The 24,543-nt window shown below is 41.3% G+C and carries 29 protein-coding genes and 1 pseudogene; 9 read left to right on the forward strand and 21 right to left on the reverse strand.

Annotation, left to right across the window (positions count from 1 at the left end; genetic code table 11):
* Positions 1 to 3: 3 nt before the first annotated feature.
* From MHB38_RS15265 to MHB38_RS15280, 4 genes are all read right to left on the reverse strand, one after another.
* Positions 4 to 648, reverse strand: coding sequence for a 3D domain-containing protein (locus tag MHB38_RS15265; RefSeq protein ID WP_007500437.1), 645 nt, complete (start codon positions 646 to 648; stop codon positions 4 to 6).
* 99 nt (positions 649 to 747) lie between these two features.
* Complete coding sequence (locus MHB38_RS15270; protein ID WP_017367973.1) at positions 748 to 1,068, reverse strand: YuiB family protein; 321 nt, start codon at positions 1,066 to 1,068, stop codon at positions 748 to 750.
* A gap of 81 nt (positions 1,069 to 1,149) precedes the next feature.
* The gene (locus MHB38_RS15275) at positions 1,150 to 1,275 is read right to left on the reverse strand and encodes a YuiA family protein (protein ID WP_008346797.1); all 126 of its coding nucleotides are present in this window, start codon (positions 1,273 to 1,275) and stop codon (positions 1,150 to 1,152) included.
* Between the two features lie 135 nt (positions 1,276 to 1,410).
* Positions 1,411 to 2,628 (reverse strand): NAD(P)/FAD-dependent oxidoreductase, encoded by a 1,218-nt coding sequence (locus MHB38_RS15280; RefSeq protein WP_162149727.1) that lies wholly within the window; start codon positions 2,626 to 2,628, stop codon positions 1,411 to 1,413.
* Between the two features lie 389 nt (positions 2,629 to 3,017).
* On the opposite strand from MHB38_RS15280, the gene yumC reads away from it, so the two are divergent.
* Positions 3,018 to 4,016, forward strand: coding sequence for a ferredoxin--NADP reductase 2 (yumC, locus tag MHB38_RS15285; protein WP_008357239.1), 999 nt, complete (start codon positions 3,018 to 3,020; stop codon positions 4,014 to 4,016).
* Positions 4,017 to 4,062: 46 nt separating this feature from the next.
* On the opposite strand, the gene MHB38_RS15290 is transcribed toward yumC, so the two are convergent.
* Complete coding sequence (locus tag MHB38_RS15290; protein WP_008346803.1) at positions 4,063 to 4,269, reverse strand: hypothetical protein; 207 nt, start codon at positions 4,267 to 4,269, stop codon at positions 4,063 to 4,065.
* Positions 4,270 to 4,471: 202 nt separating this feature from the next.
* Here MHB38_RS15290 and MHB38_RS15295 point away from each other — a divergent pair, with 202 nt between their 5' ends.
* The 3 genes from MHB38_RS15295 to MHB38_RS15305 all read left to right on the forward strand — a co-directional run bounded on the left by MHB38_RS15295 (position 4,472) and on the right by MHB38_RS15305 (position 6,654).
* Positions 4,472 to 4,888 (forward strand): hypothetical protein, encoded by a 417-nt coding sequence (locus MHB38_RS15295; RefSeq protein WP_096881806.1) that lies wholly within the window; start codon positions 4,472 to 4,474, stop codon positions 4,886 to 4,888.
* A 118-nt stretch (positions 4,889 to 5,006) separates the two neighbouring features.
* Complete coding sequence (locus MHB38_RS15300; RefSeq protein ID WP_017367975.1) at positions 5,007 to 5,774, forward strand: MerR family transcriptional regulator; 768 nt, start codon at positions 5,007 to 5,009, stop codon at positions 5,772 to 5,774.
* A complete protein-coding gene (locus tag MHB38_RS15305; RefSeq protein ID WP_341003855.1) occupies positions 5,758 to 6,654 on the forward strand; it encodes a DUF2268 domain-containing protein in 897 nt (298 codons plus the stop codon). The genes MHB38_RS15300 and MHB38_RS15305 overlap by 17 nt, the downstream gene beginning before the upstream one ends.
* A 231-nt stretch (positions 6,655 to 6,885) precedes the next feature.
* On the opposite strand, the gene erpA is transcribed toward MHB38_RS15305, so the two are convergent.
* The 3 genes from erpA to MHB38_RS15320 form a co-directional block, all read right to left on the reverse strand.
* Entirely contained in the window at positions 6,886 to 7,248 is a 363-nt protein-coding gene (gene erpA / locus MHB38_RS15310; RefSeq protein ID WP_008357254.1) for an iron-sulfur cluster insertion protein ErpA, read from the reverse strand.
* Positions 7,249 to 7,321: 73 nt separating this feature from the next.
* On the reverse strand, positions 7,322 to 8,176 hold the full coding sequence (dapF, locus tag MHB38_RS15315; protein WP_202734252.1) for a diaminopimelate epimerase: 855 nt from the start codon (positions 8,174 to 8,176) through the stop codon (positions 7,322 to 7,324).
* Between the two features lie 270 nt (positions 8,177 to 8,446).
* Complete coding sequence (locus tag MHB38_RS15320; protein ID WP_008346813.1) at positions 8,447 to 8,683, reverse strand: YuzB family protein; 237 nt, start codon at positions 8,681 to 8,683, stop codon at positions 8,447 to 8,449.
* A gap of 255 nt (positions 8,684 to 8,938) precedes the next feature.
* Here MHB38_RS15320 and MHB38_RS15325 point away from each other — a divergent pair, with 255 nt between their 5' ends.
* Positions 8,939 to 10,006, forward strand: a complete 1,068-nt coding sequence (locus tag MHB38_RS15325; RefSeq protein ID WP_039168948.1) for an NAD(P)/FAD-dependent oxidoreductase — start codon at positions 8,939 to 8,941, stop codon at positions 10,004 to 10,006.
* A 48-nt stretch (positions 10,007 to 10,054) separates the two neighbouring features.
* On the opposite strand, the gene MHB38_RS15330 is transcribed toward MHB38_RS15325, so the two are convergent.
* Both MHB38_RS15330 and MHB38_RS15335 read right to left on the reverse strand, forming a co-directional pair.
* The gene (locus MHB38_RS15330) at positions 10,055 to 10,285 is read right to left on the reverse strand and encodes a WYL domain-containing protein (RefSeq protein WP_008346816.1); all 231 of its coding nucleotides are present in this window, start codon (positions 10,283 to 10,285) and stop codon (positions 10,055 to 10,057) included.
* A 99-nt stretch (positions 10,286 to 10,384) separates the two neighbouring features.
* Positions 10,385 to 10,714: a YuzD family protein gene (locus MHB38_RS15335; protein WP_008346819.1), complete on the reverse strand. Its 330-nt coding sequence runs from the start codon at positions 10,712 to 10,714 to the stop codon at positions 10,385 to 10,387.
* Between the two features lie 120 nt (positions 10,715 to 10,834).
* Here MHB38_RS15335 and MHB38_RS15340 point away from each other — a divergent pair.
* Positions 10,835 to 11,134, forward strand: a pseudogene (locus MHB38_RS15340) (NifU family protein).
* Between the two features lie 232 nt (positions 11,135 to 11,366).
* Here the strand turns inward: MHB38_RS15340 and MHB38_RS15345 are convergent.
* The 6 genes from MHB38_RS15345 to yutH all read right to left on the reverse strand — a co-directional run bounded on the left by MHB38_RS15345 (position 11,367) and on the right by yutH (position 19,037).
* Positions 11,367 to 13,337, reverse strand: a complete 1,971-nt coding sequence (locus tag MHB38_RS15345) for a S9 family peptidase (protein ID WP_202734251.1) — start codon at positions 13,335 to 13,337, stop codon at positions 11,367 to 11,369.
* A 102-nt stretch (positions 13,338 to 13,439) separates the two neighbouring features.
* Positions 13,440 to 14,372: a homoserine kinase gene (gene thrB / locus MHB38_RS15350; RefSeq protein ID WP_007500423.1), complete on the reverse strand. Its 933-nt coding sequence runs from the start codon at positions 14,370 to 14,372 to the stop codon at positions 13,440 to 13,442.
* Positions 14,369 to 15,430 carry a threonine synthase gene (thrC, locus tag MHB38_RS15355; RefSeq protein WP_008346825.1) on the reverse strand — a complete coding sequence of 354 codons (1,062 nt, stop codon included), beginning with the start codon at positions 15,428 to 15,430 and terminating at the stop codon, positions 14,369 to 14,371. Before thrC ends, thrB begins: the two co-directional genes overlap by 4 nt.
* Complete coding sequence (locus MHB38_RS15360; protein WP_017358915.1) at positions 15,430 to 16,731, reverse strand: homoserine dehydrogenase; 1,302 nt, start codon at positions 16,729 to 16,731, stop codon at positions 15,430 to 15,432. Before MHB38_RS15360 ends, thrC begins: the two co-directional genes overlap by 1 nt.
* A gap of 222 nt (positions 16,732 to 16,953) precedes the next feature.
* Positions 16,954 to 17,922 (reverse strand): 2-hydroxyacid dehydrogenase, encoded by a 969-nt coding sequence (locus MHB38_RS15365; protein ID WP_035389298.1) that lies wholly within the window; start codon positions 17,920 to 17,922, stop codon positions 16,954 to 16,956.
* Between the two features lie 74 nt (positions 17,923 to 17,996).
* Entirely contained in the window at positions 17,997 to 19,037 is a 1,041-nt protein-coding gene (gene yutH / locus MHB38_RS15370) for a spore coat putative kinase YutH (RefSeq protein ID WP_007500419.1), read from the reverse strand.
* 113 nt (positions 19,038 to 19,150) lie between these two features.
* On the opposite strand from yutH, the gene MHB38_RS15375 reads away from it, so the two are divergent.
* Positions 19,151 to 19,651, forward strand: coding sequence for a phosphatidylglycerophosphatase A family protein (locus MHB38_RS15375; RefSeq protein WP_024719755.1), 501 nt, complete (start codon positions 19,151 to 19,153; stop codon positions 19,649 to 19,651).
* A 42-nt stretch (positions 19,652 to 19,693) separates the two neighbouring features.
* On the opposite strand, the gene MHB38_RS15380 is transcribed toward MHB38_RS15375, so the two are convergent.
* Genes MHB38_RS15380 through MHB38_RS15390 form a run of 3 tightly spaced genes read right to left on the reverse strand, consistent with a single transcriptional unit; the run spans position 19,694 to position 21,214 of the window.
* Positions 19,694 to 20,464 (reverse strand): TIGR01457 family HAD-type hydrolase, encoded by a 771-nt coding sequence (locus MHB38_RS15380; protein ID WP_008346835.1) that lies wholly within the window; start codon positions 20,462 to 20,464, stop codon positions 19,694 to 19,696.
* A 21-nt stretch (positions 20,465 to 20,485) separates the two neighbouring features.
* A complete protein-coding gene (locus MHB38_RS15385) occupies positions 20,486 to 20,920 on the reverse strand; it encodes a DUF86 domain-containing protein (protein WP_024719757.1) in 435 nt (144 codons plus the stop codon).
* An 18-nt stretch (positions 20,921 to 20,938) separates the two neighbouring features.
* Entirely contained in the window at positions 20,939 to 21,214 is a 276-nt protein-coding gene (locus MHB38_RS15390; RefSeq protein ID WP_008346837.1) for a YutD family protein, read from the reverse strand.
* 120 nt (positions 21,215 to 21,334) lie between these two features.
* On the opposite strand from MHB38_RS15390, the gene MHB38_RS15395 reads away from it, so the two are divergent.
* Positions 21,335 to 21,970: a YhcN/YlaJ family sporulation lipoprotein gene (locus MHB38_RS15395; RefSeq protein ID WP_008346841.1), complete on the forward strand. Its 636-nt coding sequence runs from the start codon at positions 21,335 to 21,337 to the stop codon at positions 21,968 to 21,970.
* 39 nt (positions 21,971 to 22,009) lie between these two features.
* Here MHB38_RS15395 and lipA read toward each other — a convergent pair whose 3' ends face one another.
* The gene (lipA, locus tag MHB38_RS15400) at positions 22,010 to 22,906 is read right to left on the reverse strand and encodes a lipoyl synthase (protein WP_008360456.1); all 897 of its coding nucleotides are present in this window, start codon (positions 22,904 to 22,906) and stop codon (positions 22,010 to 22,012) included.
* 323 nt (positions 22,907 to 23,229) lie between these two features.
* Here lipA and MHB38_RS15405 point away from each other — a divergent pair, with 323 nt between their 5' ends.
* Entirely contained in the window at positions 23,230 to 24,174 is a 945-nt protein-coding gene (locus tag MHB38_RS15405) for a M23 family metallopeptidase (RefSeq protein WP_223255603.1), read from the forward strand.
* 72 nt (positions 24,175 to 24,246) lie between these two features.
* On the opposite strand, the gene MHB38_RS15410 is transcribed toward MHB38_RS15405, so the two are convergent.
* Complete coding sequence (locus tag MHB38_RS15410) at positions 24,247 to 24,477, reverse strand: hypothetical protein (protein WP_008346846.1); 231 nt, start codon at positions 24,475 to 24,477, stop codon at positions 24,247 to 24,249.
* Positions 24,478 to 24,543 lie beyond the last annotated feature (66 nt).

The following is a 24,543-nucleotide window of genomic DNA, read 5'->3' on the forward strand; positions in this document are numbered from 1 at the left end:
TTTTTATTCTTTATTGGCTTGAAACTGCTGCCGGAACACTTGCATCGATTCTGCTTCATTCAACTGATTTAAGTCTTTTTCTGTCAGCGTTCCTTCACCCTTTTTAATCACATAAACGTCCAGCACTTTTTTACCCCATTCTCTATACACATCATCAACCGTTTCATAATATAAATCAAGCTTATGACCTTTAATCGCTTTCCCAGTATCTGCGACTACACCATAGCCATAATTGGGGATAAACAGGACAGTTCCTATCGGAAAGACAGATGGGTCCGCTGCCACGGTTGAATATAAATCACGTTTTACTTTGACGCCTGAATATGTAATGCCATATGCATGATGTTCTTTCGTCTTACCTGTTGATTCTACACCTGCTGTATAACCTGTGGCGACAACCTTTTGCTTCGGATAATCGTTCCAATTAAATGCTTCTTCGAGAGAAACAGCTCGCAAATCGTCACTTTTCACCGCCATCGTCTGCCTTTTTGGATGCTTTAAAAAAGAAGATACGTGCTTACCGGCATCGGTCTCTTTCACCCATGCAGCTAAATCACTTGGTTCTACGCCAGATATGCCCGTAAAGCTTGTCATCAAGGCAAGCATAAACAGGGCTGTCATGAACAATCGTTTCATCCATGTTTTCATCTCTATTTGTCACTCCTCTACCCATCTATTTGTTTCCAAACAAAATGGAAACTATGCAAAGGAGAAACAAAAAAACCCACTTGCGTGTAGACAAGTGAGTTAAAACATTTGATAGCCTCTTTTACGAAGGGCATTGATGACAAAACCTGAGGCAATGGCACCAACTAGACCACTTAATAAAATGATGATATCTGCCGCAGCAAGAGAAACGATGCGGTCTCCTATCCCGGAAAAAGCAATACCTGGTTCTCTTACATAAGCGATCATCTTTTGATTATTGATAATGAAAAGGCATACAATTGGATATAAAATTGCCATAATCCATGACATTCTCAGCAGCATATTCAGCAAAAAGCCAATGCCGAAGAATAACACGAAAAATAAAATAACTGAAATGATAACGACTGGTAAACTGATCACTTCATCTCCACCCCCAAATATCCCATCATTAGTTTAACTTGGAAATAGAGATGAAGTCAATCAATGGAAAAAGCCGTAAGATTAATGCTTCTTTCCTGTCCCTTTACATTCCTCACATGTTTCTGATCCGCCGAGCAATAACTGAAAATACCCTTTTCCTGAACAATACTGACAAGTTGACTTTTTTTCTTTCGTTTGTGCATTCATATTGCTCACTCCTTAATCTAAATTTTCTGATAATTCATCATAACATATTTTTCTGTCCAGTACCAAGTGAGAAAACATTCCGTAAAACATGAAAAAACGTGTACCACAGGGATACACGTTTTTGTCTATATCGGTTTAGAAGAACTTGAATTTTCCTTTTTTCAGAACAAGTCCTGGTCCGCCAACCATGAATAATGAACGGTTGTCGATGATTTTTTTCATTGCAGAAGCTTTTGTTCCTTGAAGTTTTTTACCAAACGCAACACCTACAGCGTCGTGTTCACCAAGAGAAGCAACTGTTCCTTTGATGTCTGGCTTAAAGCTTTCAAGCGTGCCACCTTTTACTAGTGCTGCAAGGTTTTTCGCTACTGTTTCACCTTGCTGCATCGCAATTTGTGCAGTAGGTGGGTATGGACGATTAATTTCTTCATTGATGATTAATGAGCAGTCACCGATGATGAATACATCTTCATTTTCTGGTACACGAAGATCTGGAGACACTTTTACGCGGCCGCGCATGTTTTCAAATCCAGCTTCTTCAACGATTGGGTTACCACGTACACCAGCAGCCCATACAACAGTTTCAGCTTTGATTTCTTCTGTATCATCGTCTTTTCCAACAATGATGCCTTCAGGCGTACATTCTTTGATCGCTGTACCGATTTTGAACTCAACACCTTTACCTTGAAGGTAGTTCATCGCATAGTCGATCAATTCAGGATCGAATCCTGGAAGAGCTGTTGGTGCAGCTTCTACACAGATAATACGCACGTCTTTTTGATCAATATCATACTCTTTGCAAAGCTCAGGTACACGGTTTCCAAGCTCACCAAGGAACTCAATACCTGTGAAGCCTGCACCGCCGACAACGATTGTCAGACGCTCTGGACGCTTTTCAGCATCTGTATTATAAGTCGCAAATTGAAGCTCAATATGCTCACGAAGCTGACGAGCAGAGTTAATGTTAGAGATTGAGAATGCATATTCTTTCAGTCCTGCAATACCAAATGTTTCAGGAACAGCACCAAGCGCAACAACAAGGTAGTCATAAGAAAGTTCGCCATCTGATGTCACAACTTTCTTCTCTTCCTTATTAATGCTTTCAACTGTTGCTTGTACAAAGTTGACACGGGAACTGTTAATCACATCTTTGATTTGATAACGACAACGGTCATGATGAAGAGTACCTGCACTTGCTTCATGTAACCATGTTGTTTCGTAATGATAATTGTGCTTGTTCACAAGAGTAATGTCCGCATCATTTGTGCCAAGCTGTTTTGTTAATCTTGTTACAGTCATTAATCCGCCATAACCTGCACCTAATACAACGATTTTCGGTTTATTCACTGGAATCACATCCACCTTTTTTAAATTTGCTGTAAAACGGATAAAGAATTACATATCGTTATTCTCAACCGCTTTGCGGCATTTTATGAAATTTAAACAAAAAATAAGTATGTGAAAATCTGAACTTTCACCTACAAAAAACGAAAGCATTTGACCGTATCCGACAAAAATTCATAAAAAATTAATATTTAGTTCCCTTAACAATAATAGCGAGTTCTGCTCCTTTTTTCAAGGCTTTAAACTGAAAATCCTTAGGATAAACGGTCTTTCTCTCTTTTTTCCCCTTTTCACAGCATCGGCATCAAAAAACGACAAGTTTTTCAAAACAAGTCAAACGACGATATGTGGTATGATATGATATAGTGATAACAATTTTCATTTGGGAGGATTAAGGAATGCAAGAAGATTCTAAGGTATATGACATTACCGTTATCGGGGGCGGCCCAGTCGGATTGTTTACTGCGTTTTACGGAGGCATGAGACAGGCAAGTGTGAAAATCATTGAGAGCCTTCCTCAGCTCGGCGGTCAACTATCCGCTCTTTACCCTGAAAAATACATTTATGATGTGGCTGGTTTCCCAAAAATCCGCGCACAAGAATTAGTTGATAATTTAAAGGAACAAATGGATAAATTTGATCAAACCATTTGCTTAGAGCAAGCTGTGGAAACGGTTGAAAAACAAGCAGACGGTATTTTCAAACTCGTTACAAACCAAGAGGTTCATTATTCAAAAACAATCATCATTACAGCTGGTAACGGTGCATTCCAACCGAGAAAGCTTGAGCTAGATGCAGCAGAATCATTTGAAGGAAGCAACCTGCATTACTTCATCAATGACCTGAACCAATTCGCTGGCAGACGTGTTGCTGTTCTTGGCGGTGGAGACTCTGCGGTTGACTGGGCACTGATGCTTGAGCCAATCGCAAAAGAAGTGTCGATTATTCACCGTCGTGATAAATTCCGTGCACATGAGCACAGTGTAGAAAACTTGCACAACTCGAAAGTCAATGTGCTGACACCATTTGTGCCAACTGAACTCATTGGAGAAGACCGCATTGAACAAATTGTGCTTGAAGAAGTGAAAGGCGATAAAAAACAAGTACTAGATGTGGACGATGTGATCGTCAACTTCGGTTTTGTTTCCTCCCTTGGACCAATCAAACAATGGGGCCTTGAAATCGAAAAGAACTCTATCGTGGTCAAATCCACGATGGAAACAAACATCGAAGGCTTCTATGCGGCAGGAGACATCTGTACGTATGAAGGAAAAGTCAAATTAATCGCAAGCGGATTTGGTGAAGCACCAACTGCTGTGAACAACGCGAAAGCCTACATGGACCCGAAAGCCCGTGTACAGCCGCTTCATTCCACAAGCTTATTTGAAAATAAATAAGAACGGATCAAAAAAAGGAGTTCCATCTGCGGAACTCCTTTTTTGTTTATTTAAAAATCCCAATATAGGCATTCGCCATTCCAAGTACCATTGCAGCAAGTAGCACCACAACAATTCCTGCCACAACCAAAATCACCCGATCCTTCACACGTTCCTTTTTCGGAAGCGGCTTGTCTATCCCGCAAGATGGACATGTTTTGGACCGATACGGAATCAGTTCATGACAGTTCCTGCAATTGATTTGTTCACTCAAACCTCAGCAACCTCTTTTCTGATGACAGTATATGTTTGGTTCTCATGATACTCTTTTCGAGTGGAAATAGCCAGTTGTGAGGACAAGCTGTAACAAAATTGAGCGATTTACAAATTGTTTAAGAAGGAATGGAATGAATGAAGGTTTGATTGGTTCAACCGATATAAGAAGGAGAAGATCGTCATGAAGGATAGGTGGAAAGATGATAAAGCGTTTCATGATTAGTTTGAGCTTGTTACTGATAATTGGCGGCTCAGTAGAAGTGTTTGCAAAAGACTATAACAAACACTATGCTCAATTCGCTGCAGGATTGAATATGGATGTTGATCAGCTAGAACCTTTTTTAACACATGTGTCTACTTCGATTTTAGATGCTGGTTTGAGTGATCAAGAAATCAAACAGATACTCACCAACGTTCAAAAAATGAATAAAAACAACGAAACGAAAAGAATGGGCATCTTTGAAGTGGTGTACCATGAAAAACCAGCAAAGATTAAAATTGAAATTGAAGTCCATGTGGAAGATGGCAATAAAGAAGTGGTGATCTATATGTTTAGCACCCAAGAGTTGGTGGATGTCTTGGATAAAGAACTATTGAAAATAGAAGAAGCAATTTGAGAAAGAGACGCTGAATGAGTGTCTTTTTTTCATTTTTTACACCTTCATTGATCCCTTTCTATTGACCCTCACGTAACGTCATACTTTATAGTGAATATCATAAGGAGATGTGTTGAATATGAAAGTAAAAGAAGTCGCTAAATTGTTTGATATTAGTATTCGTACACTTCATCATTATGATCAAATTGGTTTGTTGACCCCAAAAGAAGTCACGGATGCTGGTTACCGGCTTTATTCAGAAGAAAACCTTGAAACACTACAGCAAATATTATTTTTCAGAGAACTGGGATTTAACTTAAAGGAAATAAAAGAAATCATAAACAATCCGTCATTTGATAAACATGAAGCATTTATATTACAACGAAAAATGTTGATGGAAAAACGAAATACACTCGATAGAATGATTGAAAATATTGACAAGACGCTAAAACATATAACGGGAGAAATTCACCTAACAAATAAAGAGAGGTTCAAGGGAATGAACATGAAATTCAACCAATATGAAGAAGAAGCTCGCTGTCGCTGGGGGAATCAGTCCATTGATAACGTGAACTTCAAATTAAGTCGATTGTCGAAAGATGAACAACATGATTTATCTTTGAGATGGGATAGAGTTTTTCAAAACTTAGCATCCCTCCGCAACCTCACTCCTCAATCCAAAGAAGTACAAGCCGCCATCAGAGAATGGTATGAATTTTTAAATCATCACTTTACTCAATACTCCCTCGAGGCATTTTATGGATTAGGTCAACTCTATATTCAAGATGAACGATTTACAAAAAATATAGATCAATATGGTGAGGGCTTGGCTTCATTCATGAGTGAAGCCATGAAAGTATTTGCTGATCAACAGAAAAGAGGTCCCAGCGATGAACATCATCATTGAAGATACAATCGCTCAATACGAAAAATTGTTTTCGCTGAAAGAAAATAAAGAACACTTTTTTCGATACAACATGATGAGACCTTTTGAAAAGATGTGGAATATGATAAACGTTCCGTTAAAAGCTACACAAAAAAATGGCTATGATGTCATCATGGCAACCAATATGCTTGGCTATCTTGATGTATCACAAACACAAACTGGTAAACAAGCGTTAAAAAAACTACAAGAAATTCAAGCTCTTCAAATGGCAAATACCACCTTGAACTATTGTATGAATTTTATCAAAAAACACAACCTTCATATAAATTCTGATGAATTGAGATTTGGTCTATATATAGCTGATCCGAAAAAGCTAGAACAACAAAAAGGGTATTGTGGCTTTGGAGGAATTCCGGGATTTATCCAATGCTCAATATATCCGAACTCTTATAACATCCCACGGATCCCCGCTCTAATTGCGCATGAATTCCATCATAATATTCGTTTTTCCTATTTTGAATGGGATTACGGAAATGTAACGGTTGGAGATTACTTAATTATAGAAGGTTTAGCTGAATCATTTGCAAAAGAACTTTATGGTGAAAAGATGCTAGGACCTTGGGTCACTTCTTTTGATCAACAGGACTTAGAATATTCAAAAGAAGTGATTAAAGACGCTTTATATACGAAAGGGTTTGCTGAGGTCAGTAGTTATATGTTTGGTGATAACATTGCAAAAGAACAAGGATATCAACCTGTCGGATTATCACCCTTTGCAGCCTATGCAGTAGGTTATCAAGCTGTACAATCTTTTATGAAAATGAATAATGTAGGAATTGAAGAAGCAACCGTACTTGATACAAATGAAATTTTAAAAAATTGCGGATTATTTTTCACCTAAACATTTTAATGAATTTCAAAGCAAATCGGTGTAATAATGAATTCTAATTATCGTACGAAACATACTGTATGCTCATGCTATATCTAATCATTTCAAATAGACTTGTTGAAAACCTTGTTAGAATTTTAAGCACCTTTAAAAAAGAACATAAAAAAACCTCCTCAAATTTATAATCTAATTGAGGAGGTTTTTATTCAAAATGGATTTACAGAATTCATTGATACTGAAATTCTAACACTCTTCCGGCGTACCGGTATTCGTGGCTGTTCTGAACGAAGAACCGCATCCGCATGACGCGATGGCGTTCGGATTGTCAATCGTGAAACCGCCGCCCATTAGTGATTGTTTGAAATCAATGATGGTTCCGTTCATGATGTCAAGGCTTTCGGAGTCGACAAGAACCTTGATGCCGTGCTGTTCGAACTGCGTGTCTTTCTCTGAGACTTCATGGTCAAAGCCCATCCCGTATGAAAGACCGCTGCAGCCGCCGCCTTTTACGCCCACTCGCAGGAACGCATTTTCTTCTTCATGTTCTTTCATCATATCTTTAATCTGCAATGCAGCAGCTTCTGTAATCGTTACTGGTGTACTCACGATCATCCCTCCTTTTGACTGGATGTTTCTTTTCAATTATAAACGTGATGTTGCCTTTTCTCAAATAAATGGTTTAGAGATAGAATGTGCCGTCACAAATCGTTTCAGCAGGTCCTGTCATCAGCACATGGTCATTGTCTTTCCAGCGAATGATGAGGTCTCCGCCAGCTAGATGAACGGTCATATCCGTTTCTTTTTTCGCATGTCCATTCACAATCGTTGATACAGCCGCAGCACATGCTCCTGTTCCGCACGCTTGCGTAATCCCTGATCCTCTTTCCCACACGCGAAAATGCAGTTCCGTTTCACTGACACGTTCCACAAATTCTACATTGACGCCTTCTGGAAACATGTCATGCTTTTCAATGATTGGCCCAAGCGAATCGAGCGGCGCCTGTTCAATGTCTTCTAAATAGAATACGATATGGGGATTCCCCATTGAAACAGCTGTTCCATTTAAGGTCGTCGTGCCAAAATCAAGCGGTTCATTGATCGTTGTACTGGCCGGTTCACCAAGCATTGGCATCGCTTCTTTTTCAAAACGAGGTTTACCCATATCTACTGTCACTAACTGAACGTGACCATCCTGCACATGAACGGTCGCCTCAACGAGTCCTGACAATGTCTCAATCTGGAACGTTGTGTCTGTTACGATTTGATGCTCATACACATATTTTGCAACGCAACGCAGACCGTTACCGCAGTTTTTGCCCTCTGATCCATCATTGTTGAAAATGCGCATCTTCACAGGTGCAACATCTGATGGACAAATGAGGATCATTCCGTCTGAACCGATTCCTGTGTAAACAGAAGAAACCTGAATTGCTATCTCTGATAACTGCTCTTCTGGAAGCTGTTCCTGCATCTGATTGACGTATATATAATTGTTTCCTAGTCCGTGCATTTTCGTGAATTGAAATGATGTCATGAGCGTCCTCCAAAAATGTTGTTTCTTTATAGTATAAAAGGAGTCGATTCAGGAGACAATCTTATCATCCCCCGTTTTTCATACATAGAAGCTCTTTGCTGCCATGGCAAAGGGCTTTTATTATGCATATGTCTCTTTTTCTCTCGTGTGATGCTTCATTTTGGTGATATTTTATTAGCATAACATATTGGATACGCTTTCTACATTTTTTCCTGAAAAACGGAAACTGAATATATGAAAAAAATGCACCTCATGACCCATGTGGTGCATTTAAAACATGTCGTTTTCCTCTATAAAAGCATAAATACGCTCAACTAGCTGCTCTGCATTTTCTCCAGAAACAAATTCTCCATTCACAAGGGCAAATGGGGAGTCCATACATTTGCCGCAGTAGCTTAAACAACCGTATTCCATTACATCTAAGTTTGGGTCTTTTTCAAGTTTCTCTTTTGCTTCTTGAGACCCTTGTGCAAGATTACTTACACAAAATTCGATCAGTGGAAACACTGTGCTTCACCTCACATTTGCCTTACTATCCTACCGAAATTCCTTCTATTAGTCAAAACATGAGCTTCAATAAATCGTTACGCCTATTCCCCGTAAAATGTTTTACTATTTAGGACTAAGTAATGAATATGTAGGTTATTTTGAAACAATTATTGTGGTTTCACAGTAAATTCGATATAATTTTATTTGGTATTTTAACTTAAAGTTTTTTAGTATAAGTGTTTTTCAATGTCTAGGGGGAAAAGGAGAATCGTCATGAAAAATTTAGTCTTGATCGGCGGAGGTTACGGGAATATGCGGGTTCTCCACCGCTTATTGCCAAATCAATTACCTGATGATGTTACTATCACATTAATTGATCGAAATCCTTACCACTGTTTAAAAACAGAATATTATGCACTTGCTGCTGGAACGATCTCTGATCATCACATTCGAGTATCTTTTCCAGAGCATCCGAAGCTGGATATTCAATACGGGGAAGTAGAAAAAATTGATATTGAAAACAAACAGATCTTATTTAGCGACCGTGAACCGATTCCATATGATGATACGGTAATCGGACTCGGCTGTGAGGACAAGTATCACAATGTCCCTGGTGCGAAAGAACATACATACAGCATTCAAACCATTGATCAGTCAAGACATACGTATAACAAATTAAACAATTTGAGTGCAGGTGCAACGGTTGGTATCGTCGGTGCTGGACTTAGCGGGGTAGAGCTGGCCAGTGAACTGCGTGAAAGCCGTTCTGATTTAAACATCATTCTTTTTGACCGCGGAGAACTGATTCTTTCCAGTTTCCCAAAAAGATTAAGTTTATATGTACAAAAATGGTTTGAAGAAAATGATGTGAAGATCATTAACTGCGCCAATATTACGAAGGTTGAAGAAGGAGTTGTGTACAACCATGACGATGCCATTGAAGCAGATGTCATCGTGTGGACAGCAGGAATTCAGCCAAGTAAAGTCGTGCGAGATATGGATGTTGAAAAAGACGCCCAAGGCCGTGTCGTCTTAACTCCTCATCACAATCTCCCTGGAGATGAGCATGTCTATGTCGTAGGTGACTGCGCAAGCTTGCCGCACGCACCAAGTGCACAGCTTGCCGAGGCACAGGCAGAGCAAATTGTGCAATCTCTACAGAAACGCTGGAAGAACGAGCCGCTTCCTGAGGCTTACCCACAGTTTAAGTTAAAAGGCGTACTTGGCTCTTTAGGGAAAAAAGCCGGCTTTGGTTTAGTGGCGGATCGTCCGCTTGTTGGTCGTGTTCCAAGACTCTTAAAATCTGGACTTCTTTGGATGTACAAGCACCACAATGGATAAAATGATGTGAATTTCTTCTCAAAGCTCCTTCTAATGAAGGAGCTTTTATTATGAAACGGCATGTGCCGATGGATGGTTCACTTTGATAGGAGCAAGCGCAAGGATGCAGTCTTTACGAAACGTTCTGATCGTCTTCTTCGATAAACAATACGCTTGTATGAACTGTTCAGTTTGACGATGTACAATGATTTTTCGTTTCGAGCACTCTCCATTTTTCTTCATATAAATCATATCAATCGGTATTTGTTGATGAAGAGATTGTTTTAGTAAATAATTCATGATGCTCACGCTCCTTTCATCTCATTATAACCGAACAAACGTTCTAAATCAACCTAAAAAGAACGTTTGTTCGGTTTATTTTTCTAAAAAAAGAACAGCTCATTCACTGCTCTCTTCGTACCCGTATTTCTCCATTTCTTGATAAATATCTTTTAATTTCGGATTGCCCTCTCCTACAATTTGATCCTCAACAAGGACAAGCGGATAAAAGAATTCATCATCAAGAATTCGTTCAGATAATTCTTTTTGGCGTTCGTTTTCAGGCGGGTGCTCAATATCGATATATGTGATGCGAAACGGCTGATTTGGATATTTTCGTTTTAATGCTGCATCTAGCCACTCAAATGTATCTTTTGAAGAAGGCAGATTCACGCAACTAGCGCACAGGACATCTCTTCCATATACATAAAGATCAACGGTTTTGTTCATTTGACAAGCCCCCATTCTTTCTTTATTTTAGCTGAATTTTCTGTATGAAAAAAGTCAAAATCACTTTTTGTTTCAAGATGAGATTGTGCTATAATGAGAAGGAAACTTTGAAACCAATCAATAGATTTTTATCGTCCAAATGAATATAATGGTGATATGTTGTGAAAGGAGCGATTATATCTAATGACTGAAGTCGAAATGAAAGACCAAGTACAGGAAGTACTGGACAAACTTCGTCCATTTCTATTACGTGATGGTGGAGACTGTGAGCTTGTAGACATTGAAGATGGCATTGTGAAATTACGCCTTCTTGGTGCATGCGGCAGCTGCCCAAGTTCAACCATTACATTGAAAGCCGGTATTGAGCGCGCATTATTAGAAGAAGTACCTGGCGTTGTAGAAGTTGAACAGGTTTTCTAATTCATATATGACATGAAAACGACCCTTACTGGGTCGTTTTTTAATTGTTGACAAAGGGCTAATTTTAGCCCTTTGTCTTCTTTTCAGTGTGATAGAAAACCTTTGCAGTCTAGGAAGGACGAGTACTGGCGCAGAGCGAATTTGACATTCGTGAGCACCGGAACGCAGGACTGACACCGAATGCGAGGGTTTGTCTACACGCTGAAACGACCCAATCAGGGCCGTTTTTTGATTAGGATAACTTCTCTCTAAACCATTCTTGAATAAAGGTCAGTCTTTGAATACGCTGCCCAGGGTGGCCGCTTCTCGATAAATCATGAGAAGCCTTCGGGAATTTGACTAATCTCGTGTCTTTTCCAAGCTCCTTTAATGCCACAAAAAGCTGTTCTCCTTGATCAACTGGGCAGCGGTAGTCTTCATCACTGTGCAGGATCAGAAGCGGTGTATTCACCTGTTTTACATACTTTAGCGGCGAACGATCCCATAGCTTATCAACAGAGTCATAAATATCCCCATCTATCTGCCATTTTGTAAAGAAATAACCGATATCACTGATGCCATAAAAGCTAATCCAGTTCGAGATGGAACGCTGTGTAACAGCTGCACGGAAACGGTCTGTCTGTCCGACAATCCAGTTGGTCATAAAACCGCCATAGCTGCCGCCTGTTACGCCAAGCCTTGTTTCATCAAGAAAGTCATAGGCTTCGAGCACATGATCAACAGCCAGCATGACATCCTCATAATCAACGTCACCATAGCTGCCTCTTACCCGGTCTGTAAACATCTGTCCGTATCCATGACTGCCATGAGGATTGATGTACACAATCGCATACCCTTCAGCTGCGAGCATTTGAAATTCATGAAAATATGTATGACCGTACATCGCATGCGGCCCGCCATGAATTTCTAAGATAAGTGGATATGTCTTCCCCTCTTCCATCTGAGCAGGCTTCATCAACCAGCCATGTACAACGTCTCCTTCTTTTGACTGGAAAGAAATTGGTTCAGGTTCGGATATGACATGTTCCTTTAGAAAGTCATCATGCTCAAACGTGATTTGCTTGAGTGAGGATTCCCCTAAAGTCAGCTCATACAGCTCACTAGGCGAGACAGGTGAAAGACGGCTGATCAGCATTTTTGATTCATCTGGATGAAGACTGAAATTCGTCACATGTTCTGCCTCTAAACAAACGGGATAGGCTAAGCCTTCAATAGAGAAATAATAAATCCCGGTACTCCCTTGATCAGAAACAAGCGCATAAAACCCCTGACTATCCTTCGTCCATTGCGGAAGCTGATTGGCTTCACCTATGACACTATCCCCTGCCATACAGTTACCAACATACATATCGAGCATTTCTGACAGTTGAACGGTCTTTTTCTCCTTCAGATCATACAGCCACAATGATGGGAAGGTTGCATTCTGAAATTCACGCTCGTGTCCAATGTACAACAGGCTTTCTCCATTTGGAGAAAATGATACGGTCGAGTAAGCGCCTGTTGATTGGGTGATTTTCTTGGATGTACCGTCCTTTAATGACAGGAGACAGATATCACTTATGTAAAACGTCTGCGGGTTGGATTGAATATAGGCGAGCCACTTTCCGCAAGGAGAGACGACATGATTCACATGATGCTGCTGCTCACTCGTAACCGTCTCTACCTCCCCTGAGCAGACATCGATTTGTACAATTTGCGTCAGACGCCCGTCTAAAAAGCCTCTGCCATCTGCTTTATAAGTCAAATCATCATATACTGCCGGAGCAAAGTCATCGCACTCTTCCTTTTTTTCATCATGAACAGATTCTTCTTGTTTTAATGAGACCGATGCATAAATGAACGCTCCATCCGGTGAAAATACAGGATGAGATACGCCGTAAGGAATATTCGTTAAAGTACGAATGCCGCCGCCATCGCTCTGAATGAGTGCGAGCTGAGGGACTTCCTTTGGCTTCTGCAAAATAAACGCAAGCTGCTTCCCGTCATTTGACCACACTGGCTGATGATGCTTTCCATCATCGAATGTCCATTGTGACAGCTCCCCTGTCCCTTCATCTCGAACCCATAAATGAATATTGTAATCATCCTTTTTTTCATTCACCGATACTTTTGTAAAAACAGCCTTTTTTCCATCTGGTGAATAGACTGGATGAGAAACAGACACGATTTGTGTTAAATCCTCTGCTGTTATCAATTTCTTCATCAATAGATCTCCCCCTTTTATGTATCAAAAATAGTTCGCTTCTCTAAATAATAATCCCTGCTTTTGTTATGAAAAACAAGGATAAAAAAAGAACGTGCGTCTTCACAGCACGTTCTTCATTTGATTCACAGAATGATGCTCGACGACGACACCTTCTACCGGCACCGTCAGTACATCCACTTCACAATGCGGGAAATTTTGGGCAAGCTGCTTTTTCAGCGCTTCTCCCTTCCCTTTTTCCACTAAGGTCAAAATAGTCGGCCCAGCACCGCTTAATGCCGTTCCATACGCGCCTTTTAATGAAGCAACGTGCTCCACCTTGGACAGCTCTGGGACAAGCATTGTGCGGTATGGCTGATGAAATAAATCTTTATTCATCATTTCCCCTACAAGCGGCCAGTTCTGCGTCATTAAGGCGGCAACAAGGACGTTACTCACTGCACTCGCACTCACGGCCTGTTTATAGGAAAAATCCTCTGGCAGGACATCACGGGCATCCTTTGTGAGCACTTCATAAAAAGGAATCACGACGACGACATCTACATCCACATGCTGCACTTTAACGGCATGTGTCTTGTCTTCTTCATGAAGACCGATGAGTAAACCACCGAATAAAGAGGCACCCGCATTATCTGGATGACCTTCTACCTCACTTGCAAAAAAGAGCTTCTGATCATCGGTCATCTTTAATTCAAGCAACTGATTGGCGAGCTCAATAGCGGCGACAATGGCAGCAGCGCTGCTACCCAGCCCCCTTGCTAATGGAATATCACTCCACACTTTGACATGAACAGGCGGGAGTGTTTTTCCAAAGTCATCTGCGACCTTTTTAGCTGTTTGGTAGATCAGATTATCGGTGCCTGATGGAATACCAGACACAACATCTGTTTCTGCTTCAAACAGCCAGCTATCATGGTCATAGACCGATAGCTTTAAGTAGCGGCTGAGCGCCATTCCGACTGAGTCAAAGCCTGGTCCTAAGTTGGCAGTGCTTCCCGGTACTGTGATTGAAAAAAGCATGGAGGCGTTACTCATACGCGTGCGGCCTTTTCTAAATGTTCCAGAATTTGATCTTCATCTGCATCTAGTGTGACCGGTTTGATGTGCGAAATATCAATCGCCGTATTTGGATCTTTTAATCCGTTTCCTGTCAGTACAGCGACGACTTTACTCCCTGGCTTAATTTCTCCAGATTTCACTTGTTTGAGTACACCTGCAATTGATGCACAAGACCCTGGCTCTGCAAACACCCCTTCTTCACGTGCGATCAATTGGTAGGCATGAAGAATTTCTTCATCTGTCACTTCATCAATTTTCCCGTTCGATTCATCTGCCGCTGCTACAGCTTGTTTCCAGCTTGCAGGGTTTCCGATGCGAATGGCTGTTGCGACTGTTTCTGGCTGCTCAATGACTTCATTTCGAACGATGGCTGCAGCACCTTCTGCTTCAAAACCACGCATGACTGGCAGTCCAGTGCCTTTTTTCTCATGATATTCTTTGAAGCCTTTCCAGTACGCTGTAATATTCCCCGCATTCCCAACAGGAATCGCCAGTACGTCCGGTGCGGAGCCTAGCTGCTCACAGATTTCAAATGCCGCTGTTTTTTGTCCTTCAATTCGGTATGGATTGACGGAGTTAACAAGTGCGATCGGTGCTTTTTCACAGATGCTGCGGACAATTTTAAGTGCATCATCAAAGTTGCCGTCAATGGCAATGATCTCTGCTCCGTACATGACAGCCTGCGCCAGCTTACCGAAGGCAATTTTTCCATCTGGAATGATGACAATACATTTCATATCAGCGCGCGCCGCATAAGCTGCCGCTGCTGCAGACGTATTCCCTGTCGATGCACACATGATCGTATCATTGCCTTCTTCTTTTGCTTTTGCGACGGCCATGACCATCCCGCGATCCTTAAAAGAACCTGTAGGGTTGACGCCTTCTGTTTTCACATGAAGTTCAATCCCCAGTTTTTCGGAAAGCTTTGCGAGATGAATCAGCGGTGTGTTTCCTTCATTTAATGTTAGTTTAGGTGTTTGTTCGTTTACTGGTAAGAATTCTTGAAATTCTTCAATGAGTCCATTCCACTTCATCAGCTTAAACCGTTCCCTTCTACTCGGTACGTGCTCTTCACTTGAACCACCACGTCGAGATCGTTTAATGTTTGCAGGATATTTGAGAAATCTTCTTCTGATGTCTGATGTGTAATAATCACAATTTCAGCAAGCTCATCATGCCCTTTGACAGGAAGCTGAAGGATCTTTTCAAAGCTGATGCCTCTTTCAGAAAAAATCGATGTAATGCGGGAGAAAGCTCCGACTTGATCTCTCACATGTATTCTTAAAAATTGCTGTGCAAATACTTCGGATGATGATTTGATTTTCTTCTCAAATTGCGGTGCAATAAATCCACTGCCATTCACACCAAGACGCATGTTTTTCATAACAGCGACTAAATCAGAGACAACAGCTGTTGCCGTTGGCAGGCTGCCTGCTCCAGGTCCGTAAAACATCGTTTCTCCGACAGCACTTCCGTAAACATAGACAGCATTAAATTCATTGTTGACAGAAGATAACGGGTGATGATCAGGAAGTAAAGTTGGCTGTACGCTGACCTCCACTTTCTCTCCGTCCCTTTGGGCAATTCCAATCAGCTTCATTGTATAGCCAAAACGTTTACTGAAATTAATGTCCTCATCCGAGATGTCAGAGATGCCTTTCACTTTCACATCCTCTAAGTCTACATTCATGGAAAAGCCGAGTCTTGCCAGGATGGCCATCTTTCTTGCCGCATCTAGTCCTTCTACATCCGCCGTCGGATCTGCTTCTGCAAAGCCAAGATCCTGCGCTTCTTTTAATACATCTTCATACGCACTTTTATCGACATTCATTTTTGTTAAAATAAAGTTCGTTGTCCCGTTCACGATTCCCATCATTTTTGTGATGCGGTCAGAGGCTAAACCTTCCTCTAGTGTACGCAAAATCGGAATCCCACCTGCGACACTTGCTTCATAGTAAAGGTCACAGCCGTTTTCTTTTGCTACATGTAAAAGCTCTGTGCCATATAGCGCCATTAAATCCTTATTGGCTGTAATCACATGCTTCTTCTCATTTAATGCATCTATTAAATATTGTTTTGTCTCTTCAATGCCGCCCATTACTTCAATTATGACGTCGACCTCTGGATCTCGAATCACATCGTATACTTCAGTTGTGAAGACCTCTCTTGCCACATCCACATCTCTTTTTTTATCGGGATTGCTCACAAGCACTTTTTGTATTAATACCGGACAGCCGATCTGGTGCATTAATTTATCCTGATGATCTTGAATAATCTTAACGACACCGCTCCCCACTGTTCCTAATCCTAGTAGTCCAACTCGAATTGCCTTCACCTGAAATTCCACCTTTCTCCGTAAATGTCCTCTCTAAAAAGACATTTGTTAACCTAACACAGACATTCAATGTACACACATTATAAAGGGGTATCCTCATTTTGACAAGGTAATAAAATAAGAGAATATGAGAATGAAACCGCTTAACAACTATTTATATCAAGATTCTATATTTTCAAAATATTTTTGTGAGAAAAGCTCCCGAAGCCGTGAAGCTTGAGATTACGCCTGAACTGGCGTTTTGGCTTGCTGATCTTGCAGGACAAGCGCAATATTTTCAGCACATAAATGCATCATGTTTTTTCTCGTTTCAACACTTGCACTTCCGATATGAGGAAGCACTGTTACATTTGGTAATGTCGTTAACGGGTGATCTGGGCTGACTGGTTCCTTGCTAAATACATCAAGACCTGCTCCTGCAATTTTCCCTGTCGTGACAGCATCATATAAAGCATCTTCGTCTACCGTCTGCCCTCTGGAAACGTTGATGAAGTAAGCCGTGTTCTTCATCTGCTCAAATGCTTTCTTATTAAACATTTCTTTCGTTTCAGGCGTTAAAGGCGTCAAACAAACGATGAAATCAGACTGCGTAAGCAGCTCATCAAATGCGGCATAGGTCACACCTAGCTGCGCTTCTGCTTCTGGCTTTCTTGAACGATTATGATACAGAACATTCATATCAAAACCTTTTGCCCGCTTGGCCAGTGCGGTTCCAATACTGCCCATTCCGACAATCCCTAACGTTTTATGATGAACATCCGCACCGGCTAGAAGAAGCGGCCCCCAGCCTGTCCAGTTCCCATCCTTAATCCAATCACTCGCTTCGACAATTCGTCTTGCTGACGCCATCAAAAGCGCAAAGGCTAAATCAGCCGTCGATTCTGTTAAGACGTCCGGTGTATGACATACCGTGATCCCGTGCTTTTTAGCTGCCTTTAGATCAATATTGTCATAGCCGACCGCGAGATTCGCGACCACTTTTAGATTTGGAGCATTTGATAAAAGTTCCTCATCTACTTGATCTGACAGCATTGTGAGCAGCCCATCTGCTTGAGCCGCTTGTTTTTCTAACTCTTCTCTTGGACACGGCTCATCCTCGCTCGTCCACATGTCAATATGAGCGACTTCTTTTAATGGTGTAAGTGTTGTTTCATCAAGCTTTCTTGTGATATAGACATACGGTTTCGTCAAGAAGAACACTCCTTTGGTTGCTTTCTTTAAGCATAACGAAAAACGCCTCAAGAGAAAAGAGACGTTTCGTCTGTTCACTGAAACTTCAAATCAGCGGATTGATGAATCCATCCAACAGGAGGAATGAGATGCCCACCGCTGCGCATGGCACTCAATTCTTGAAACACCTTGAGAAAATATTCGTAGCGGTTCGCATCATTTAAAACGTAATCTAATCGTTCTTCATAATAAGATTTTTCATTTTCTCCTGACATATAATAACCTTCGACAATTTCAAAATAATGAAGCGGAAACAGAAGACGGCTGTACAGCAGACGCTTTGAAAATGATGAAAGAGGCGTAACCTGCTCATATTGCTGCAAAAAGGAGAATCCCTCTTCAATTAAATCCTCCTTATGCTGGACAAAGGTTTCTCTTAAATATTCCGCGATATCTCTTGTTGGATGGTCAAATACCCAGTCAACAGGTAAACGAAGCGGCTGCTCATGTGGCCAGGTCATACGTGAAAAGCGCTGATGACAAACAGTACCTGAATCACATTCTTTTGGTTCATCATCAAGCTCTGTATCCACTAAATATTGAATGGCATTTTCCGTTAATCCGAGATAATACGGAAAGGATTCAATGAATTTCTTTTCAAATCGTTCAAGTGGTTTTTGATGCATTTGCTGCATCCAAAAGCCTTCCAGCTGGTCTAACCGTTTTGCCCATAATTCCTTCCAAGCTCCGACACGTTTTGTTTCAGACACCTCATAAGGAAACCCTCTCCCTCTGACATGAAAAGCCGCCAGCTCTGGTGCGTGCTGAAATGAGCGGCTTGTAACCCGCGGTGCTGCCTTTAATAGAGCGTACAGTTCTTTTCCATGGGTAAAAGTCGGTTTCTCTTCGTTTGTTAATTCAAACACGGCAACGTATGGGTCACCGTCATTCAGTAAATACTGACTGATATGATAAAGCTCTGTGAGTTCTTCTTCTCGCAAATGAGACACGGGAACAATGATGAAGAGAGCTTTCGCCGTTTGAAAGCTCTGATAACTGCCATATGGCATAAATTGACGCACATCAATACCAAATGTGTGATAAATGGTTTCTTTCATGATTTCACCTGCGTTCATAAAATCAGTCTCTTATCATATCGTAGTCGCAGGTTGAGGGATTTATGAATACTATTTACTATCCGAAGCTTTTTCACACGTTGTGGACAAATTACGAGGATTGGGTGAGGAACATGCCGCATCATCATGAGATGAACGAAGTAGAAAAAACAGCAAGACGCCGTTTACAAGAACGAGGCGTAACCATTCAAGATATAGCAGACCTTGTCTTCTTTTTGCAGGAAAAATATCATCCTGGCTTAGACATGACAGAGTGCATCCACAATGTGGAACGTGTCATCGCAAAACGTGAAGTCCAAAATGCCATCTTAACAGGCGTTGAACTAGATGTTCTCGCTGAGCAAAAAAAGCTGACAGAACCGCTGCAATCCATTCTTGAAACAGATGAAAGTCTATATGGTGTGGATGAAATTTTATCCTTTGCCATCGTTAATATTTATGGCTCCATCGGCTTTACGAATTACGGATATATCGATAAAGAAAAACCAGGGATTCTTGGGAAACTCAACGATAAATCCTCAGGCGAATGCCACACCTTTTTAGATGACATTGTCGGTGCTATTGCTGCGGCAGCATCAAGCAGACTGGCACATAGTGCGAGAAATGCAGAATAAAACACAAAAGAGGACGTGCGTCTGACGCTTGTCCTCTTTTCATTAAGATAATCGTTCAATCCACTCAGATAATGAATCAATGACATAGGTTGGCTGTTTGTCATATTTCTGAAGCAGCTCTTTTGTCGTGACGCCTGTATGGACAAGCAGTGTATCCATCCCTGCATTCATCCCTGCCATAATATCGGTATCATAATTATCGCCCACCATGAGCGTCTCTGACACATCTGTCCCGAGCACCCGCATGGCCTGTTCCATAATGATAGACTCTGGCTTTCCGATAAATGTTGGCTGCACTGTTGTTGTAACCGTCAGCACAGATGTTAACGATCCATTTCCAGGTAACAGCCCTCTTTCTGTCGGAATGGCAATATCTCCATTTGTTGAAACAAATTGTGCACCTTGACGGATCGCAATGGCTCCTACCGCTAGTTTTTCATATGTAATACCGCGGTCTATTCCAACGACAACGAAATCAGCGTCTTCTTGACCAAACGACAAGCCTTTTTCTTCGATGGCCTGCTGAATGCCTTCTTCTCCGATCACATACACCGAGGCATCTTTCTTTTGTTCTGCGATATAGTTTGCCGTCGCCATACTTGTTGTAAAGACTTGTTCTTCCGTTGCTGGAATATCGAATGAAACCAGTTTCTCTGCTACTTGCTTCGGTGTGCGTGAAGAGTTATTCGTGACAAACAAATAAGGGATGTTCAACTCATTTAACTTGTGAACAAATTGCCCCGCCTCTTCAATCTTTTCTGTTCCTTTATACATCGTCCCGTCTAAATCAATTAAATAGCCTTTGTATTTCATGCTGCTTACAACTCCAATGGTTTATTTAAACGCTGATACTGGTCCAAGCTCCTGCTCCAAGTAAGTGCGAATTCGATTCGGGAAGACTTGCAACGCCTGTTCTACCTCACTGATGACCTGCAACAAATCGTGATGAACCACTTCTTGGTATTGCTGAACAAGTGTTTTACGGCACGAGACCAGTTTTTTCAGGTGAGTGCCTTCTTCTGTTGGTACAACCTTTTCGTCCACAAGAATATCCATGATGTCGTCATAGCTTCCCGGGTCCCGCATGATAAAGCCGTCAATCATATCATTTCCTGTATCAAGAATACATTCGACGAGCAAATGAACAATTCGTTCCAGCGCTTTTTTTTCTAAAGGGCTTGACCATGTTTGATGACTGCGCATCAAATCATATTGCTCCTCAAAAAAACGTAATGTCTCTTCAATCTTCTTTCTGTCTACGAAATACATCATGACGCCCCCTTTGCGTTATTTTCTAATCCGCTTTAAGACAAAATAGGCACAGCCAAAATTACAGTATTCATAAATGTATTCATCGAGTGTACTGATTTTTGTATCGAATGTGGCCTTTTGGTTTTGGTCATCAAAGAACCCCTTCAGCCTTAGCTGGTTGTAGCCCCAATCCCCCACAATATAATCATACTTATTTAAAATATCTGAGTACCTTGCTTTAAACGCTTCCTCATCAAAGCCGTCTTTGATTTCTCTGACAAGATCAAAGGTAGCATTCTGAATGACGATCATCTTCTCACCTCTTTTTAAACGATCCACCTTTAATGATAATTCATTGGAACAACTCCATCAATTGCTAAAGCATGTTTTTTCCGATTTAGCCGAAGCTAAAGAAAAAAGGAGGTCACATTTATGATGAAACAACTGACAGCCACTATTCTCCTATGCATGCTTTTAGGCGGATGCGGCTTTCAATCAGGCATGAACCGGCAAGTGGATGAAGATTCTTCCAGCAAGACAATTCGCCTGTCTGATCGTCATGAAGGAAATAATTCCAACATGCCAGAAGCAGATACGAATCGAGCAGGCTATGTTCGTTATCAGCGCCAGCAAGTAACCGATCAGAAGGAAAGAACCCCTGCTTTAAATCGTGAGCATCTTGCCCACGTGATTACAAGTTTAGCCATCCAGCTGCCAAATATAAAGGATGCAGCAACACTTGTCACAGACGAGGATGCCCTCATTGTGTATCGAACAGGCAACAAAAACCGAGATGAATCAGCCGATCAAGTGAAAAAAACAGCGGTTTCTGTTCTCCCTCGTTATTATCATGTGTACGTCTCTGATAACCCAGAGCACTTTCAATCCATTGCCAATTTTTCACGTCTTCAAACCAATTCACGTGATTTTGATCAAATTTTAACGAAAACGATTCAACAAATGAAATACTCTCCTCAAGGCGGAGATATTTCAACGAAAGAAGATGCCAATGGCATGACGAATTCCGATCGGACCATGAGACGAAACACACCTTACGGCCAAAATTAATACGAGAAAAAACGCCAGAGAGCTCTGGCGTTTTCTTTGTTATGCTTGCGCCTGACGCTTCTTAGACGCTTCGTTTACTTGTTCGTCTGCATGATAAGAAGAACGGACAAGCGGTCCAGCTTCACAGTGGCTAAAGCCTTTTGACATGGCAATTTCCTTCAGCTCTGCAAACTCATCTGGATGGTAGTATTTTTGCACTTTCAAATGCTTTTTCGACGGTTGTAAATACTGACCAATTGCCATGATGTCAACGTTATTGGCAAGAAGATCATCCATAACTTCAATGATTTCTTCCTTCGTTTCACCAAGTCCAATCATAATGCTTGATTTCGTTGGAATGTCAGGCTGCATTTCTTTTGCACGACGCAAGAATTCCAATGAACGATCGTATGTAGCCCGTGCACGAACTCTTGGTGTTAACCTGCGTACTGTTTCAATATTGTGATTTAAAATATCAGGGCGTGTATCCATTAACGTTTTCAAATTATCATAATTGCCACCCATGTCTGAAGGGAGAACTTCAATTGTTGTGAATGGACTTTTTCTTCTAATGGCACGAACAGTTTCAGCAAATACGCCTGCTCCGCCATCTTTTTGGTCATCCCTTGCAACCGCTGTTATAACAGCGTGCTTTAAATTCATTAAAGCCACTGAATCTGCCACGCGTTCTGGCTCTTGCAAGTCTAATTCAGTAGGAAGTCCGGTTTTCACCGCACAGAAACGGCATGCGCGCGTACAAACAGATCCGAGGATCATAAATGTAGCAGTTCTTCTCACTGCCCAGCATTCGTGAATATTCGGACATTTCGCTTCCTCACAAACGGTATGCAGGTTGTTTTCCCGCATCATTTTTTTCAAACCGGTATAGTTTTCATTCGTATTCAGCTTAATTTTAAGCCAGTCCGGTTTTCTTACGTGCTCTTCCTTCTTTGCCAATTCCATCATCTCCATATGAATTCGTTAAAGGTGCATATACAATCATCTTCCTGCTATATACGATGGATGCAGCTGTTGCCGCAAAAAATTGAATCTTCGGCCTAAGGCCTTTTCTTTAGACACTTTAACATAGTACAGATTGAACAACAAGGGAATGAGCTGCAAAAATACCCAAAAGACTCCTAAAATAACAGAAGAAAATTACTAACATTTTCTTCTTATGAAATAACGTGATCAAACCACACTAAACGGTAGAAGAGATGTTCGAAGAAAGGAGATGGACGTTTGTGAAAGTGGTTTTAGCGATCATCATCGCTCTTTCAATGATTCCCGCATCAGTCCATGCACAAGGGACAAACAAACAGCCCGATGAATTAAAACAGCGAATGGCACTGTATGAAAAGATCGCCATCACCACACAGGTCCCGTGGTATGTACTTGCTGCGGTTGATCAGTATGAACACAATATACGCAAAAGCAGAAGAGATTTACCCAAACAAACAGGTGTGATTGGTATCTACATTCCCCGGGAAATGTGGATAGGACCAGAAAATCCAAATAAGCAGGATACCTCTCCATTAAGCATTAAAGTTTTTGACGGTATTGGGCTTGATGGAAATGGGGATGGAAAAGCAGAAATCGATAACGATGAAGATGTCCTGTTCACGTTTGCTCAATACTTGCTCCATTACGGCAGCAGCATCGACCAATTAAAAATTGCGCTGTGGGATTATTACGGACGTGATCAAACCGTTGGAATCATTTCATCTTTTATGAAGCTCTATCAGCATTACGGCCATCTTGACCTTGGAAAGCATGCGTTTCCTCTTCCGGTTGGCGCTGACTACAGCTACAGGAGTACATGGGGTGATGCGAGAGGCTTTGGAGGCAGAAGAATTCATGAGGGCACTGATCTATTTGCTCATTACGGTCTTCCTGTTCGTGCGACATCGTACGGCGTGATTGAAATGAAAGGCTGGAACCGCTTTGGCGGCTGGCGGATCGGCATTCGAGATATTCATAATCATTATCATTATTTTGCCCACTTAAATGGCTTTGCAAAAGGACTCAAAGCTGGGCAGATTGTAGAACCTGGTCAAGTCATCGGATCAGTCGGAAGCTCCGGTTACGGTCCACCTGGCACAGCAGGAAAATTCCCGCCACACCTTCATTATGGCATGTATAAAGACAATGGACGAACTGAATGGTCGTTTGATCCTTACCCTCATTTAAGGGCATGGGAAAGAGCCGAGCGGAAACGTCGATAAATAAAAGGAGAAGTTTAGCGATACCGCTGGCTTCTCCTTTTAATATGTATCAACATTATCACTTGTCTACTGTTACTGCTTATGCTTTTCTTTCAATCCTAAAACTAAAAAAAGAATACCCATGATGAAAAAAAGGAGATACACAACTGTTACTTCAAGTGGAATCATGTCAAACATCCCTCTAAATAAGTCGACACTCAAACTGTCGCTCCCAGCTAATAATATCGATGCTGACATATATTTAGCACTAAATACAATGGCAAATACTAAAAAACAAAACCCGCTTACATGAATTTTCTTCATATCAATCAAATCCTCCTCTCACTTTCATAACAGACGATCGTGAAAAATCAGCCTTCAGGATAGCTA

This window comes from Bacillus sp. FSL K6-3176, from assembly GCF_038003325.1.
GTDB classification, from domain to species: Bacteria; Bacillota; Bacilli; order Bacillales; family Bacillaceae; genus Bacillus; species Bacillus altitudinis.